The 17,223-nt window shown below is 72.0% G+C and carries 4 protein-coding genes; all 4 read right to left on the bottom strand.

Translation table 11 applies throughout. From position 1 onward, the window contains the following. Positions 1 to 15 precede the first annotated feature (15 nt). From CFB41_RS08580 to CFB41_RS08565, 4 genes are read right to left on the bottom strand one after another with little or no spacing between them, the layout of a single operon-like run. On the bottom strand, positions 16 to 1,392 hold the full coding sequence (locus CFB41_RS08580) for a lysine N(6)-hydroxylase/L-ornithine N(5)-oxygenase family protein (RefSeq protein ID WP_089456193.1): 1,377 nt from the start codon (positions 1,390 to 1,392) through the stop codon (positions 16 to 18). Between the two features lie 32 nt (positions 1,393 to 1,424). Then, a complete protein-coding gene (locus CFB41_RS08575; protein WP_089456192.1) occupies positions 1,425 to 2,459 on the bottom strand; it encodes a GNAT family N-acetyltransferase in 1,035 nt (344 codons plus the stop codon). Continuing rightward, positions 2,449 to 7,449, bottom strand: a complete 5,001-nt coding sequence (locus CFB41_RS08570) for a non-ribosomal peptide synthetase (protein ID WP_089456191.1) — start codon at positions 7,447 to 7,449, stop codon at positions 2,449 to 2,451. Before CFB41_RS08570 ends, CFB41_RS08575 begins: the two co-directional genes overlap by 11 nt. Before the next feature lie 9 nt (positions 7,450 to 7,458). Beyond that, positions 7,459 to 17,124 carry a non-ribosomal peptide synthetase gene (locus tag CFB41_RS08565; RefSeq protein ID WP_089456190.1) on the bottom strand — a complete coding sequence of 3,222 codons (9,666 nt, stop codon included), beginning with the start codon at positions 17,122 to 17,124 and terminating at the stop codon, positions 7,459 to 7,461. Positions 17,125 to 17,223: the final 99 nt, after the last annotated feature.

Below are 17,223 nucleotides of genomic sequence, written 5' to 3'. Positions count from 1 at the left end.
CCGACCGCGCCTTTGTCAAAGAGCGAAAGCCATCCGGCTCGCGCTCACCCCGTTTTCCTGTCGTTTTTCCTGTGTTGCCCGGGCCGCGCCTTCTTCATGGGCGGGTGCGATCCCGTCTTCCAGCGACGCGCAGATTTCGTCCGCGCGGCGCGCCAGTACCGACAGCAGCGTGTCGGACAGGCCGTGGCTGTCTTCGCAGCAGCCTTGCAGGTAGATGCGCGGCGCGAAGTGCGCGGGCGTCGCGAGCAGGTAGTCGCGCGTGACGTCGCCGCGTGCGAGCGCGTCGCCCAGGTGCGGCGCGAGCCCGTCGAGCAGCGCCGAATGCGTGTCGCGGCGGTAGCCGGTGGCCAGCACGAGCGCGTCGAAGCGCTCGACGCGCGTGTCGCCGCTCATCCGGTCGCGCAGCGTCAGCTCGATGCGGCCGTCGGCGGTGCGCACCGCGGCCTCGATCGCGCTGTTCGCGAGCAGCGCATGGCGCGGCGTACCGTCGATGCGCTGCAGGTACAGCATTTCGTAGATCTGTTCGATCAGCGGCCGGTCGACCACCGCGTAGTTCGTGTCGCGATAGCGCTCGAGCAGCGCGCGGCGCGCGTCGTGCGGCTGCGCATAGACGACATCGGTGAACTCGGGGCTGAAGATCTCGTTGACGAACGGGCTGTCGTCGGCCGGCTTCAAGGCGCCTGCACGCATCACGAGGCTCGCGTCGACGTGCGGGAAGCGGCGCGCGAGATCGATGAACACCTCGGCCGCGCTCTGCCCCGCGCCGATCACCGCGACGCGGCGGCGCTCGCCGTCCGGCGACGCGACGAGCCGGTCGATGTCGGTCAGGTACGACGACGAGTGGATCACGCGGTCGCGGCCGAGCGCGGCGAACGCGTCCGGCACCGCCGGCGTGCCGCCTACGCCGACCGACAGCGCGCGCGTGACGCGCTGGCGCTCGTGGCCGGCGGCGTCGCGCGACAGCACGCGCAGCGCGTCGATCTTCGCGCCGTCGCCGTGCACGGGCTCGATCGCGAGGACGGTCTCGCTGTAGTGGACGCTATCGTCGAACGCCTGGGCCACCCAGCTCAGGTAGTCGTGGAATTCGACGCGGGTCGGATAGAAATTCTTCAGGTTGACGAATTCGTTCAGCCGGCCGCGTTCGAACAGGTAGTTGATGAACGTGTAGCGGCTGGTCGGGTCGCGCATCGTGACGAGATCCTTCAGAAACGAGATCTGCATCCGGCAGTCGTCGAGCAGCATGCCGCGATGCCAGCCGAATTCCGGCTGGCGCTCGATGAAGCAATGGGCGAGCGGGCGCGCCGCGCGCCGTTCCTCGAGGCGGATGGCCAGCGCCAGATTCGACGGCCCGAAGCCGACGCCGATCAGGTCGAATACGGTTTCTCTCTGCATGTCTCAGCTCCCTTGTCGGTGAATCCGGCGCGTCAGACGTGACGGCCGGAGAAGAACGTCTCGCGCAGCGTGTGCATCCACAGCGGCTGCGCGTCGGCCAGCGCGAGACGGCGCTGCCGCGCGAAGCCATGCCGCGCGAGATGGTCGGCAACCCGCGCGTGGCCGGCCGGAACGGCACAGCCGACCGCTTCGGTACGCGGGTCGTCGAGAAACAGGTAATGCACGACGGACGGCAGCCAGCCCGCCACGCAATGCGGGCCGCGCCAGCGCGACTCGCCGACCAGCATCCGCAGCCCGCGGTCGTAGTCGCGCGCCGCGACGTGCGGCGCGAGTGCGTCTTCCTTTAGCCAGTACGCCTCGACATACGCGAACGGTTCGCCGTCGAAGCAGCCGACGAGCGGAATCACGTGCGGATCGGTGTCGGGCGCGGCGCCTTGCGGGCCGTCCGCGCCGGGCTGCGAGCCCGGCCAGCCGTCGCGTACGCGCGGTTGGTCGAACCAGCGCGCGAGGCGTTCGGCATCCTCGGCCGGCTGCCAGCCGCGCAGCGTGAAGCGCACGCCGAGCGCCGGCAGGTCGCGCGCGTAGACCTCGCCGCGCGGCGCGGGCGGCCGGCGCGGATGACGGCGGCCGTCGGTGAACATCGGCAACGTCGCACACGGCAGATGCGCGCCGACGCGCCACAGATCAGCCTGCTGCGCCCAGCCTTCACGCATGCAGCGGCCGCCGTCGGCGAGCACGCCGCTCGCGCGCAGCGCATCGAGCGCGACCGCCGGCCACGCGGCCGGGTCGAGCCGGATCGCCGCGTGGCGCGCGCTGTCCGAAAACGCCGCGGCCAGTGCGGCCAGCAGCGCACGCCGCTGGTCGGCCGGCGCCGCGCGATGGTTGTAGGCGACGAGGCGCAGCGCGCCGTCGTCGCCGAGTTGGGCGCGCAGCAACTGTGCGCCGATGCCGTCGCCCTGCGCGACGCGGATCTCCGTGCCGTCGCGCACGGCGAACAGGCCGTCGGCGAACGCGAGGCGGTAGGTATCGAGCATCGTGAATCCGTCCGGACGCACTTCAGCCAGCATGGCGCGCCTCCTGTCCCGTTTCCGTGTGCGCATCGAGCCGCGCGCCGAGTGCCGCGAGCGTCGGCGACGCGAACACGTCGGCGACCGTCAGCGCGTGACCGGCGCGGCCGGCCGCGTCGACGAAGCGCACGACGTCGAACGACGTCGCGCCGGCTTCGAACAGGTCGGCGTCAGGCTCGGGCGCGGCCGTCGCGAACGTGTCGGACCACAGCGCCGCGAGCGCGGCCGCCGCATGCGGTGCGCGGGATGGCGTTGCGGCGCGTGCGTTGCTGTCGGTCCGCGCTCGATGCGACGCCTGCGCAACAACGCGCTTGTCGGGCCCACCGAGCACCGCTTCCGACGCGCCGGCGAAACGCGCGACTTCGTCGTGATAGAGATCGACGAGCGCATCGACGAAGCCGCGATCGAGCAGTTCGTCCGCATACGAGAACGCGGCGCTCACGCGGCCGTCCGGATGCTCGACGACGTCCAGCTCCAGCGTAAATACGACGCGATGGCGCACATCGTCGAATCCGGCCAGCGCCAGGCCGGCCCAGTCGCGCGCCGCGGCACCGGTCGGGCGCAGGTAGTTGAACATCACCTGGAACAGCGGATTGGCCTGCGCGGCACGCGGTGTGCGCAGCGCCGCGACGACGTCCGCGAACGGCACGTCGGCGTGCGCATAGGCGGCGAGCGCCGTGTCGCGCACCTGCGCAAGTACGTCCGCGCGACGCGCGGCCGGGTCGAGCCGCGTACGCACGACGACCGAATTGATGAAGAGGCCGAGCGCGTCGCGGGCCGCATCGCCCGTCAGCTCGCGCGTCGACGCGAGCACGCCGACCGGCTGGTCGACCGCGCCCGTCGCGCGGAACAGCGCGGTGTTGAGCGCCGCGTGCAGCAACATCGGCAGCGTCGCGTGCGCGGCCGACGCCGTGTCGCGTGCGGCGCGGATCAGTGCGCCGTCGAATTCGAACGCGATGCGGGCCGCGCGCCATTGCGGCACGGCCGGCGCGTCCGCGCGCTGCGGCAGCACGCGCGTCGGCAGATCGGCCAGCGCGTCACGCCAGTAGGCGATGCGTGCCGGATGGCATGGAGCGGGCAGCACGAGCGGCTGGGCGGACAGTTGGTCGGCCTCATCGGCCGGCACGGCGCTGGCGCCGCCCTGCACGCGGGCAACATAGCGCGCACGAACCGCATCGAGCCACAGCTCGATCGATTCGCCATCCGACACGATGTGATGAATCGTCACCGACAGCACGTGATCTTCCGCGCCCAGACGCAGCACGCGCGCACGCCATAGCGGCGCATCGGCGGCCAGATCGAACGGCGCGAGCGCATCCTCGTCGGTCAGCGCTGCGGCGCGGGCGAGCACATCGGCTTGCGCCGACAGGTCGAGCACCGGCAGTTCGACAGACGCATTGGCGTCGATCCGCTGGCCCGGCAGTGCGCCGTCACGCGCCACGAGCCGCGTGCGCAGCGCCGGATGCACGGCCGTGACATCCGAGAACGCCGCACGCAGCGCATCGACGTCGAGCGGGCCGCGCACCCGCAGTGCAACCGGAATGTTGTACGCGGCGCTGTCCGGCTGCGCGCGCCACAGGAACCACAGGCCGAGCTGCGCCGGCGACAGCGGCCACACACCGTGTGCGTCCGGTTTTGCGACGGCCACGCCCGGCGCCGCCGCACCGGCCTGCGCGGCGCGCGGCGCATCGGCCACCTGCAACGCATACTGCGCGAGCACCGGCGCCTCGAACAGCGCGCGCACCGGCACGTCGCGGCCGAGCCGTTCGGCCACGCGCGTCGCGACGCGCACGGCCGCGAGCGAATGGCCGCCGAGATCGAAGAAGTGATCGCCGCGGCCCACGCGCTCGAAATTCAGCACGTCGCACCAGATCGCCGCGAGCGCGGCTTCGTCGCCGTCGTGCGGCGCTTCGTACACGCGTTCGACGCGTACCGGCGCCGGCAGCCGTGCGCGGTCGACCTTGCTGTTGGCGTTGCGCGGCAGCGCGTCGAGCACGAGCAGCTGCGCGGGCACCATGTAGTCGGGCAGCGTGCGGCGCAGGTGCGCGTCGAGCGTCGCGGCTTCGACCGGCTGCGCAGCCGCCTGTGCGTCGGCGGTCAGTTCGACATACGCGACGAGCTGCGCCAGTGCGCCCTGCCCGTGCACGACCGCGCAGGCTTCGCGCACCGCGTCGTGCGCGGCGAGCTGCGCCTCGATCTCGCCGAGTTCGATGCGCAGCCCGCGCAGCTTCACCTGGTGGTCGACGCGGCCGATGAAGTCGAACACGCCATCCGCGCGACGCCGCACGAGGTCGCCGGTGCGGTACAGCCGCGCGCCCGGCGCGCCGTACGGATCGGGCACGAAGCGCTCGGCCGTCAGCGCCGGGCGGTCCAGATAACCGCGCGCGACGCCGATCCCCTCGCCGCCCAGGTACAGTTCGCCGATCACGCCGACCGGCAGCGGATGCAGCCGTTCGTCGAGCACGTGCGCGGTGCGCGCGCCGACCAGCGTGCCGATCGGCAGGTACGCGGCGTCGCCGAGTTTCGCGAGATCGTCGCCGGGCCGGAACATCCACAGCGTCGGCGTGATGACCGTCTCGGTCGGGCCGTAGCCGTTGACCACGCGCACGTTCGGCAGCGCGCGGCGCAGCAGCGCAAACGCCTCGCGCGACGTCGCCTCGCCGCCGACCGTCAGCGAACGCAGCGTCGGCGGCGCGCCATGCGCGAGCGCCCATTCGGCGAGCTGCGCGGCGCAGCCGGGCGGCACGTACGTCATCGTCACGCCGTCGCGGACCATCATCGCGCAGGTCTGCGCGGGCGGCCACAGCACGTCGGCCGTCACCGACACGGCGGCGCCCGACATGTATTGCGAAAACCAGCCTTCGTGCGCGCCGTCGAAGTTGACCGACTGGAACAGCAGGAACACGTCGTTCTCGCCCGCGCCGTAGCGTTCGGCAATCTCCGCGCAATGCAGCGCGAACGACGCGTGGTCGACGATCACGCCCTTCGGCTTGCCGGTCGAGCCCGACGTGTAGATCGCATAGGCCGCGTGGCCCGGCAGCACGTCCGGCAGCACGACGTGCGCGGCTTCGTCGAGGGCATCGACTTCGTCCGCACGCCACACGCGCAGCTCCGGCAGCTCGGGCAGCGACGCGGCGCTCGCGCGGTCGGTCAGCACATGCGTGATGTTCGCGTCGCCGACGATCTGCGCGAGCCGTTCGCGCGGATGCGCGGGATCGAGCGGCACGAACGCGGCGCCCGACTTCAGCACCGCGATCAGCGCGACGAGCAGGTCGACCGAGCGTTGCAGCGCGACGCCGACGCGCATTTCCGGGCGGACGCCGGCCGCCACCAGGTGACGCGCCAGCCGCGCCGCGCGCGCATCGACTTCACCGCGCGTCAGCGCACGATCGATATCGGCGACGCCGCGTGCGTCGGGCCGCGCCTGAGCATGCGCGGCGATGCGGGCATGCACGGGCACGAACGGTTCGGATTCGGTTGCGCTTGCCGGTGCGTTCCATGCGAAGAGTTGTGCGCGCTCAGCGGCGGGCAGCCAGTCGAGATCGCCGATCGGCATGTCGGGGCGTGCGAGCGCATCGGCGAGCAGCGTGACGAAGCGTGCGGCCAGCCGGGCGATCGCGTCCGCTTCGAACAGGTCGAGCGCGTAGATGAAGGCGGCATCGAACGTGCCATCCGGCGTCGCTTCGACCGACAGCGTCAGGTCGAATTTCGCGGATGGCGTGCCCGACGGCAGCAACGCGGCCGCTGCCGTGCCGAGCGCCGGCAGCGCGCGGCGCTCGCCGTACGCGGCCATCACCTGGAACAGCGGATGGTGGCTCGCGCTGCGCGGCACGCCGAGCGCATCGACCACCTGCTCGAACGGCACGTCCTGGTGCATCTGCGCGTCGACGAGCGCGCGCTGCGTGCGCGCGACCAGCGACGAGAAATCGCCGTGCGCGGGCACGTCGACGTCGATTGCCAGCGTGTTGACGAAGAAGCCGATCAGGCCGGCGACTTCCGCGCGCTCGCGGTTCGCGGCCGGCACGCCGACGCAGATCCGCGCGTCGCCGGTCGCGCGCGCCAGCAGCACATCGAGCGCGGCGAGCAGCACCGCGAACGGCGTGGCGCCCGAGGCGGCCGCGAAGGCGCGCAGTTGCGCACCGACGCGCGCGTCGAGCGCAAACACGTGGCGTGCGCCGCGCGCACTGCGGCGCGCGGGTCGTGCCGTCGCGCCCGGCAGCGTCAGTACGCCACGTTGCGGATCGAGCCGTTCGCGCCAGAACGCGAGCTGGCGGTCGCGCTCGCCGGCGTCGAGCCAGCGGCGCTGCCACAGCGCGTAGTCGGCGTACTGGATCGGCAGCGGCGCGAGCGGCACCGGCCGGTCGGACGCATACGCGCGATAGAACGCCGCGAGCTCCTCGAGCATCACGCCCGACGACCAGCCGTCCGACACGATGTGATGGACGGTCAGTGCGAGCCAGTGATGCGTCGCATCGAAGTGCACCAGGTGCGCGCGTATCAGCGGCGCGGCGCCGAGATCGAACGGCTCGGCTTCGTCGGCCGTCGCGACGGCTTCCGCGCGCGCCGTGCGCTGCGTATCCGGCAGCGCTTCGAGATCGGTTTCACGCCACGGGCAGTGCAACGGTGCGTGGATCGTCTGCGCGACGCCGTCCTGCGCTTCGTCGAAGGTCGTGCGCAGCGCCTCGTGGCGCGCGATCAGCGCATCGCACGCAAGACGCAGCGCATGCGCGTCGAGCGGGCCCGTCAGCGCCAGGCGCTCGGTGATGTGATACGCATCCGGCGCATCGATCAGCCGCGCATGCAGCCACAGCCGCGTCTGCGCGAACGACGCCGGCACGCGGTCGTGGCGCGCCGTGCGCGGCGGGATCGGCAGCACGCGGAAGTCGATGCCGGCCGCGCCGAGCTTGTCGATGAAGACCGCGCGCTGCGCGTCCGGCAGTTGCGCGAAACGCGTCGCTAGCGCGAGCCAGTCGGGTTGAACCTTCGTCATCCGTCGTCCTTATTGGGTTTCCAGTTCGCCGAGCAGCGCATCGATCGCGCTCGCCGCATCGGTCTCGCCGCGGGCCGCGCAGGCTGCGTCGATCGCTTCCGCGCAGCGCGCCAGCGTGCGTGTGTCGAACAGCGTGCGCAGCGGCAACGCGAGCCCCCAGTGCAGGTTCGCCTGCGCGTGAGCCTGCGTCGCAAGCAGCGAATGGCCGCCGAGCAGGAAGAAATCGCCGTCGCGGCCGATCGCGTCCACGTGCAGCACGCGTTGCCAGATCGCGGCGAGCGCGCGTTCGGTGTCGGTCGCGAGCGCGACGTCGGCCGCCGCTTCGCGCACCGGCGCGGGCAGCGCATGGCGGTCGCACTTGCCGTTCGGCGTCACGGGCAACGCGTCGAGTTCGATCAGTTGCGACGGCACCATGTAGGCCGGCAACTGCACGCGCAGCGTGTCGAGCAGCGCCGCCCGGTCGAGCGGGCCCGCGTCGCCGCGTGCGACATAGCCGATCAGCTGCTCGTCGCGCACGATCACGACCGCGTCGTTCACGCCGGGCGCCGCGCGCAGCAGCGCCTCGATTTCGCCCGGCTCGATCCGCTGGCCGCGCAGCTTCACCTGCGTGTCGACACGGCCGAGATAGTCGAGCGCACCGTCGGCGCGCCGGCGTGCGAGGTCGCCCGTGCGGTACATGCGCGCGCCCGGCACGAACGGATCGGGCACGAAGCGCTCGGCGGTCAGCGCCGGACGGCCGAGATAGCCGCGCGCGAGGCCCGCGCCCGCGAGATACAGTTCGCCGGTCGCGCCGGCCGGCACCGGCTGCCATGCCGCGTCGAGCACGTGCAGTTGCAGGTTCGCGATCGGATGGCCGATCGGCACCGCGGCCGCATGCGCATCGTCGGGGCCGCAGGTCCAGTGCGACACGTCGATGGCCGCTTCGGTCGGCCCGTACAGGTTCACGAGCGTCGCGTTCGGCAGCAGCCGCGCCATCTTCGCGACGAGTTCGGGCGCGAGCGCCTCGCCGCTCGCGACGATCAGGCGCACGCTGTCGCACTGCGCGGCGGCCGAGAAATCGTCGAGATGCGCGGCGAACGCGGCGAGCATCGACGGCACGAAGTGCAGCACCGTCACGCCGTGTGCGTGGATCGCAGCCGCGAGACGCGCCGGATCGCGATGGTCGCCGGGCGCGGCGATCGCGAGCTTCGCGCCGATCGCCAGCGGCCACACGAATTCCCACACCGACACGTCGAAGCCGAACGGCGTCTTGTGCAGCACGACGTCGTCGCGCGTGAGCCGGTACGCGTGCTGCATCCATGCGATCCGGTTCGCGAGCGCGCCGTGCGTGTTGCCGGCGCCCTTCGGCTTGCCGGTCGAACCGGACGTGTAGATCAGGTACGCGAGCTGGGCGTCGTCGGTCGTGGCCGTCTCATCGGCAGCGCCGCTTTCGGCTTCGTCGGCGAGCAGGTCCGCTACCGTCAGCAGCTGCGTCGTGACGCCCTCGCCGAGCGCGGCCTCGACCTGCTCACGCAGATGGGCCTGCGTGATCGCGACGGCCGGCCGCGCGTCGCGCAGCATGTAGGCGATGCGCTCGGCCGGATAGTCGGGATCGATCGGCAGGTAAGCCGCACCGGCCTTCAGCACGCCGACCAGCGCCATCACCATGTCGAACGAGCGCTCGACGCACAGCGCGACCGGCGTGTCGGGCTGCACGCCGCGCCGGCGCAGCGCGGCCGCGATGCGTGACGTGCTGACGTCGAGTTCGCGATAGGTCGCGCGATGCACGCCACCGTGAACGTCCGCGTATTCGAGCGCGATCGCGTCGGGCGTCGCCCGTGCCGCCTCGGCGAATTGCAGGTGCAGCGGCTGTTGCTGCGCAGCCGGCCATGCTTGGGCGGTGGCTTGCGCCTGCGCCAGTGCGTCACGGGTGGCTTCGTCGGCGATCGACAGCGTGCCGAGCCGCGCATCCGGCGTGCGGGCCAGTGCATCGAGTGCGCACGCGAACGCGCGGTGCCAGGTCTCCACCTGCCGCGCGTCGACGCGCGCGGTGTCGTAGCCGTAGTCGATCGTCAGTTCGGCACCGCTCTCGATCACGAGCGTCAGCGCGAAATCGGTCGCTTCGATGCTGCGCACGTCGCTCAAAGCGAGTGCGCGCGGATCGGCGTCGCGCGCCGACTCGTCGACCGGGTAGTTCTCGAACACGACCAGCGTGTCGAACAGTGCGCCGCCCGCGCCGCGCGCCCAGCGCTGGATGTCGGCGAGCGGCGTGTGCGCGTGCTCGGCGGCGGCCGCGTTCTCGCGTTGCAGCGTTTGCAGCCAGTCGGCCGCGCGTTGCTGCGGCGCGGGCGCCGTGATCACCGGCAGCGTGTTGATGAAGAGACCGAGCACCGAATCGACGTCCGCGAGTGCATCGGGGCGGCCCGCGACGGTCGCGCCGAACGCGACGGCCGGCTGGTGCGTCATCCGCTGCAGCGCGAGCGCCCACGCGCCCTGTACCAGCGTGTTGACCGTCAGTTTCAGTGCGCGCGCCGTCTGCGCGACACGCGTCAGCATGTCCGAATCGAGCGTCGCGCGCCACGTGACCATGTCGGCATCCGCGCGGTCGGCCGTGCGTTCCGCGATCAGCGTCGGTGCGTCGAGTCGAGCGAGGCGTTCGGTCCAGAAGCGCTCGTCGGCGTCGCGGTCGCGCGTGCCGAGCCACGCGATGAAGTCGCGATAACGCAGCGCCGGGCGGCTCGCGAACGGCGACACGGCGTCCGGGTCGCGATAGTCGCGCAGCACGTCGGCGAGCAGGCGCGCGGTGCTCCAGCCGTCGAGCAGCACGTGGTGACGCGTCCACACGACGCGCCACGCGTCATCGGTCACACGGATCAGCGTGAGGCGCATCAGCGGCGGCTCGCGCCAGTCGAAGCCGCGTGTGCGATCAGCGGCGAGCCATGCGTCGAAATCGGCATCGAACGTGTCGCCGCGTGTGCGCCAGTCGAGTTGCTCGACCGGCATTTGCGCGTGGCGATGCACGCACTGCAGCGGCGCGGCTTCGTCCGGCATCACGCTCGTGCGCAGGATGTCGTGACGCGCGATCGACGCTTCGAACGCGGCGGTGAACCGGTCGGCGTCCAGCGCGGTCGCGGTCGCGACGAGCTGGTTCACGTAGCTGGCGTGACCGGGGGCGAACAGCGCATGGAACAGGATGCCCTGCTGCATCGGCGACAACGGATAGACGTCGTCGATCGTGCGCCAGTCGAGCGGCGTGCGCTCGATCGCGGCCTGCGTGAGGCCGGCGGCCTGCGCGAGCGGGAAATCGCCCGGCGTCGCGCCACCGCCGCGATGCGCGACACGCGACGCGCAGGCGTCGACGAGCTCGCGCAGCGCCGCCGCGAAACGTTCGGCGAATGCGTCGATCGTCGCGCGCTCGAATTGCGGTGCACCGTAGACCCAGTGCACTTTCAGCGTGCGAGCGCCGTCGCGGTTCGTGTCGAGGTACGCGTGGATCGCGAGCGTATTGCCGAGCGGCCCCTGCGGATCGCGCTCGACGCCGGTGCCGCCGAAGCGCGGCACGAGCGTGGCATCGCGCGGCGCGTCGAACTGGCCGAGATAGTTGAACGTGACGCGCGGACGCGGCACGGCGGCCAGCGCCGCACGCGTCGCCGCATCGCCGTAGTGCGCGAGCACGCCGAAGCCGAGCCCCTTGTGCGGCACCGCGCGCAGCGTGTCCTTGACCGCGCACAGCGTGTCGCTTGCCGTGGCCGCGACCGGCAGCGTCACCGGGTAATGGCTCGTCAGCCAGCCGATCGTGCGGCTGGCATCCACGTCGTCGAACAGCGCCTCGCGGCCATGCCCTTCCAGTTCGACGCGGCACGATGCGGCGCCGCTCGTGCCGGCCAGCGCCCGTGCGAGCGCCGCGCCCAGCAGTTCGATCGTCTGCGTGCGATAAGCCGCGTGCGCGTCGGTCAGCGCCGCGCGGGTCAAGGCCGCGTCGATCGTCTGCACGACCGCGGCCGCATCGGCGTTCGTCGCCGCTGCATCGGGATGATCGGGCACGATGTCGTCGCCCTGCGCCATGCCGGCCCAGTACGCCGCCTCGGCCGCGAACGGCGATGCCGGTTCCGTTGCCGCACGGGCGAGCCGGGCCGCCCATGCATCCGCACGCAGGCCCGGCTGCGACAGTCGAACCGGCGCGCGTTCGCATGCGGCACGATAGGCCGTGTCGAGATCGTCGAGCAGGATGCGCCACGACACGCCATCGACGATCGCGTGGTGAATCGCGAGATAGAGCTGCGTCGAGCCGTCCGGCAAGCGTGCCGCGCAGGCGCAGGCAAGCGGCCCGCGGCCGAGGTCGAGACGGCGCTGCAACGCGTCGAAGCGCGCGAGCGCGTCGGCTGCGTCGCGGGCGGCGACTTCGACGAACGGCAGCGCGTCGTACGGCTTTGCCGCATCGCTGGCATGCCACGTACCGTCCGCGCCGCGCGCGAAACGCTGGCGGAACGCGTCGTGATGCGTCAGCAGTGCGTCGAACGCGCGCGCGAATGCGTCGACGTCGAACGGCCCGCGTACGTCGAATGTGACCGACTGGTTCCAGTGGCCCGGATGCGGGATATCGAGCGCGAAGAAGCGCTGTTGGGCAGGCGTGAGGACCTGCGCCGTCACCGACGCGCCGGCAGCGGCTGCGACCGCAGGTTTCACGGCGGCAGCGGCAGTGACGTCCTCCGTCTTCGCGATACGTGCGAGTTCGGCGACCGTCGGGCCGTCGAACAGCTGCTTCGGCGTGAAGCGCACACCGCGCTTGCGTGCACGGGCGATCACCTGCAGCACGAGGATCGAATCGCCACCGAGCTCGAAGAAGTTGTCGTCGCGGCCGACCTTCGGCGCCTTCAGCACGGCCTGCCAGACTTCGGCGAGCACCGTTTCGACCGCGCCCTGCGGTGCATCGCCGGCGGCCGTCACGACCGGCGCGGCCGCCAGTTCGCGCAACGCGGCGCGGTCGATCTTGCCGTTCGCGGTCACCGGCAGGCGTGCGAGTGCGACGAATTGCGCGGGCACCATGTAGTCGGGCAACTTTGCGGCAAGCGCCGAACGCAGGGCCGCCTCGTCGAATGTCGAACCGTCGCGCATCACGACGAACGTCGCGAGCCGCAGGCGGCCGTCGTGTTCGATCGCGAGCGTTTCGGCCTGCGCGACCGGGCCGGCCGCGCGCACTGCCGCACTCACCTCGCCCGGTTCGACACGATAGCCGCGAATCTTCACCTGGTCGTCGATACGCCCGAGGAACGCGAGACGGCCGTCCGCGCGCAAGCGCACGCGGTCACCCGTGCGATACAGCCGCGCGCCGGGCGTGAACGGATCGGGCACGAAGCGCTCGGCGGTCTGGGCCGGACGCCCCAGGTAGCCGCGCGCGACGCCCGGCCCGCCCAGGTACAGCTCGCCCGTCGCGCCGGCCGGCACGCATGCGCCGAACGCGTCGAGCACCAGCGCGCGCGCATTCGGCAACGGCAGGCCGAGCGGCACGCCGCTCGCCGGATCGCGCGCATCGGCGGCGATCGACGCCGTGTCGCAGGCGATCGCGCCGACGGTCGCTTCGGTCGGCCCATAGTGGTTGATCACGCGGCAGGCCGACGCCAGCGCGGCCACGCGCGCGACGAGCGCCCACGTGAGCGTTTCGCCGCCGGTCACGAGCGCGTGGCGCGGCAGCACGTCGGCCGGCACGCGTGCGTCGAGCAGCGCCTGCAGGTGGCTCGGCACGATCTTCAGCACGCCGACGTCACGGCGGCGCATTTCTTCGGCGAACAGGTCGGGATCGAACGCGCACGCGGCGGGCAGCAGGTGCAGCGTGCGGCCCGCGCATAGCGCGCCGAACAGCGTCGTGTGGCCGAGGTCGGCCGCGACGGTCGATACCATCGCGAACGACGCGTCCGGTGCGAACGCGAGTTCGTCGAGCATCCCCTGCACGTAGTCGGCCAGCGCGCCGTGCGACACGACGACACCCTTCGGCGTGCCGGTCGAGCCCGACGTATAGATCAGGTATGCGCCCTGCTCGGGATGCGGTGCGAGGCGCACACCGGTGGCGTGGGCGAGCGTCGCGTCCTGCGCGAGCGCATCGACGTCGAGCGGCTGTGCGTCGATGCCGGCAGGCCAACTCCCGACATCCGCGACGAGCACCCAGCGCGCGCCGCAGTCGGCTGCCGCCGCGGCCAGTCGCGCGGCGGGTTGAGCGGGATCGAGCAACACGGCGAGTGCGCCCGCCTTCAGCGCGCCGAGCAGGCCGACGACGAAGCGCGCCGAGCGTTCGATGCAGACGATGACGGACACTTCGGCGGCCACGCCGCGCTGGGTCAGCGCACGGGCGATGCGGTTCGATGCGTCGTCGAGTTCGGCGAACGTCAGCGACGCCGACGCATCGGCGAGCGCGACGCGATGCGGATACGCGGCCGCCTGCCGCGCGAACGCGGCGATGATGTCCGCATGTTCGACGCGCAGCGCACGGCCGTCGCGCGGCTGGCGCGAAGCGGCTGACGCGTCGCACGGCAAGACGGCCGTCGTCTGGCGCGGATCGCGCGCGGCCGCACCGACGAGCGCCGCGTAGCTGTCGAGCCACGCCCGCGCGGTGTCGGCGTCGATGCAGTCGGTCGCATAGGCCGCGACCAGTTCGATGCCAGTCGCATCGTCGGTGAAATCCACGGCGAAATCGAAGCGTGCGGCGAGGTCGGGCCCCGGCGTGGCAACGGCCGTCGCGCCCGGCAGCACGCTGTCGTGCCGCGCGTCGAACTGCTGCGCGAATTTCACGCGCAGCCATTCGTCGCCGCGCTTGACCGGCGGCTTCACCGCATCGACGACGCGCTCGAACGGCACGTCCTGGTGCGCGACCGCGTCGAGCGCCGCCGCGCGCGTCGCATCGACGAGCGCGCGGAACGGCAGCGTCGGCGCCACGTGCACACGCAGCGCGACCGTGTTCAGGAACAGCCCGAGTAGCGCGCGGGTTTCCGGGCGCTGGCGATGCGCGACCGGCACCGCGACGACGACGTCCGTTGCGCCGGTCACGCGCGACAACCACGCGTCGAACCCGGCCAGCAGCACCGTGAAGACCGTTGCCTGCGCGTCGCGCGCGAGTTGCCGCACGTCGGCCGCGACCGCGTCGGGCAGCCGCACCGACACGCGCGCGCCTTGCAGCGTGCGTGTGGCGCCCGGCTGGCGATCGACCGGCAGCGCGAGCGGGCCCGGCACGTCGCGCAACGCGCCGCGCCAGTAGTCGAGCTGGCGCTCGCCCTCGCCGCCGGCCAGCATGTCGCGCTGCCAGTCCGCATAGTCGGCGTACTGGATCGACAGGTCGGGCAGCGACGGCTCGCGGCCCTCGACATACGCGCGATAGGCGGCCGACAGTTCGTCGAACGCGCAGCGCGAGCTCCAGCCGTCGGTGATCGCGTGATGCGCGGTCAGCAGCAGGCGGTGGCGGTCGTCGGCGAGTGCGACCAGCGTCGCGCGCAGCAACGGGCCGCGGGCGAGGTCGAACGGCTCGGCCGCATCGCGCTCGGCGAGACGGGCGGCGTGCGCGTCCCGGGCGGCGGGCGGCTGGTCGCGCAGGTCGATGTCGGCGATCGACACCGGCAGATGGGCATGAATCCGCTGCATCACGACGCCGTCGTCGTTGTCGACGAGCGTCGTGCGCCAGGCTTCGTGGCGGCCGATCACGTGATCGAGCGCGCGCTGCAGCGCGGTGCGGTCGAGCGTGCCGTCGATCGTCCAGTGGGCGGCGATGTGATACGCGGCGCTCGCATCGCGCGTTTGCGCGAGTACCCAGAAACGTTGCTGGGCGAGCGACGCGGCACGGTCGACATGCGGTGCGGTGGACGCGGCCGCATCGGCCGGTGCACGGCGTGCGGAAATCGTGGCCAGCGGCTCGCCGGTTTCGCGTTCCGCACGATCGACCGTGTCGGCCAGTTCGAACAACGCCGGATCGGCGAACAGCGTGTCGAGCCGCAAGTTCACGCGCACTGCCGCACGGATCGCGGCCTGCAACTGCATCGCGGCGAGCGAATCGGCGCCCAGCGCGAAGAAACGGTCGTCGCGCGACGGCGTGACGTCGAGGCCGAGCAGCGTCTGCCACAGGCTGGCGAGCTGCTGCTCGGTCGGCGTGCGCGGTGCGTCACCGCTGCCTTGCGCGGTGTCGCGCGCGGCGGCAATCGTCTCGCGCAGCGCGGCGCGGTCGAGCTTGCCGTTCAGCGTATACGGCAGCGCAGCGCACCGGACGAACCGGTGCGGCTGCCAGGCGGGCGGCAGTTGCGCCGCCACATGCGCTTTCAGCGCCGCATCGTCGGTCGCCGCGCGCAGCGCGACGCACGCGATCAGCCGTGTCGGCCCGTTGCCGGTTTCAGCGACCACGGCCGCGTCGGCCACGCCCGGATGCGAACGCAGGCACGCAGCGATTTCAGCGGGCTCTACACGCACGCCGCGCACCTGGACCTGATCGTCGAGGCGCCCGAGATAGTCGAATGCGCCGTCGTCGCGCAGCCGCGTGAGGTCGCCGGTGCGGTACACGCGCGCACCGGGTTCCCCGTCGGCATCGGGAATGAAGCGTTCGGCCGTCAGCGCCGGGCGGCCGTGATAGCCGCGCGCGACGCAGACGCCGCCCAGCAGCAGTTCACCCACGCCGTCGCCCTCGCCGCCGTCGACACGCGCGACACGCGGCCCGATCACACGGCCGATCGGCAGCGACGCATACGCATCGTCGGCGGCCAGCACGGGCGTCTCGCCCGGCTCGACCGGCCACAGCATCGGCGAGATTACGGCCTCGGTCGGCCCGTAGCCGTTGATCAGGCGTACCGACGGGAATGTACTGCGCACGAATTCGAACGCCTGCTGCGGCAGCGCTTCGCCGCCGAACGCGAGCACGCGCAGGGCCGGCGGCACGCCGTCGCGTGCGGCCACCGCCGCGAATTCGCGCAGGTACGCGGGCGGGAACGCGGCCACGTTGACCGATTCATTCACCATCAGCGCATGCGCGGCATCCGGTGCGAACGGCTGCGGCGGCGCCACGACGATGCTGGCGCCGGTCGCGAGCGGCGCGAGCCAGCATTCGTGCGCCGCGTCGAAATTGACCGACGCGAAATGCAGCAGGCGGTCGCCGGCCTCGATCGGCAGCGCGGCCGCGAGCGCATCGCAATGCGCGGCGAGCGGCCCGTGTTCGACGACGACCGCCTTCGGCGTGCCGGTCGAACCCGACGTATAGATCATGTACGCGGCCGAACGCGGGTGGACGGGCACTGCTTCGTCATCCGCAACGATCTCCTGCCTGTCCGCCGCGCTGCCGGCCGCGTCAAACGCATGTTCGAACGGCGTGCCGAGCGCCGCGCGGCCGGCCGCGTCGACGATCCCGTGCCGCAACTGCGCATCCTGGACGATCCAGTCGAGGCGCGCGGCCGGATGACGCGGATCGAGCGGCACGAACACGCCGCCCGCCTTCAGCACGGCCAGCAGCGCGACGAACAGTTCGGCCGAGCGCTCGACGCACACGCCCACCCGCACTTCCGCGCCGACGCCGGCCGCGCGCAGTTGCCGGGCCAGCCGCGACGCCCGCGCGTCGAGCGCGCCGCGCGACAGGCGCAAGTCATTCTGGAAAGGGACCGCGATGGCGGGTGCGTCGGGCGCGACGCGCGCCAGTTCGCGGATTCGATGATGCAGCGCAGTCGGGAAACTCGTCATGTGCGTGAAGTCCTTCGGTCCGGCCGCTTCGGCCAAGTCTCGGGGCCGCTTGGGGCGGCTTCACTGGTGTGACGAACGGCGCGGCCGATTTTTTACCGT

Origin of the sequence: Burkholderia sp. AU33803 (assembly GCF_002223095.1) — a bacterium.
Lineage (GTDB): Bacteria > Pseudomonadota > Gammaproteobacteria > Burkholderiales > Burkholderiaceae > Burkholderia.
Note: the sequence above shows the minus strand (reverse complement) of the source record. Positions and strands in the feature narration are given on the sequence as shown.

Coding starts and splice junctions, on each gene's coding strand:
- CFB41_RS08580 (WP_089456193.1), bottom strand. CDS start 1,392: ATGCAGAGAGAAACCGTATTCGACCTGATCGGCGTCGGCTTCGGGCCG.
- CFB41_RS08565 (WP_089456190.1), bottom strand. CDS start 17,124: ATGACGAGTTTCCCGACTGCGCTGCATCATCGAATCCGCGAACTGGCG.
- CFB41_RS08570 (WP_089456191.1), bottom strand. CDS start 7,449: ATGACGAAGGTTCAACCCGACTGGCTCGCGCTAGCGACGCGTTTCGCG.
- CFB41_RS08575 (WP_089456192.1), bottom strand. CDS start 2,459: ATGCTGGCTGAAGTGCGTCCGGACGGATTCACGATGCTCGATACCTAC.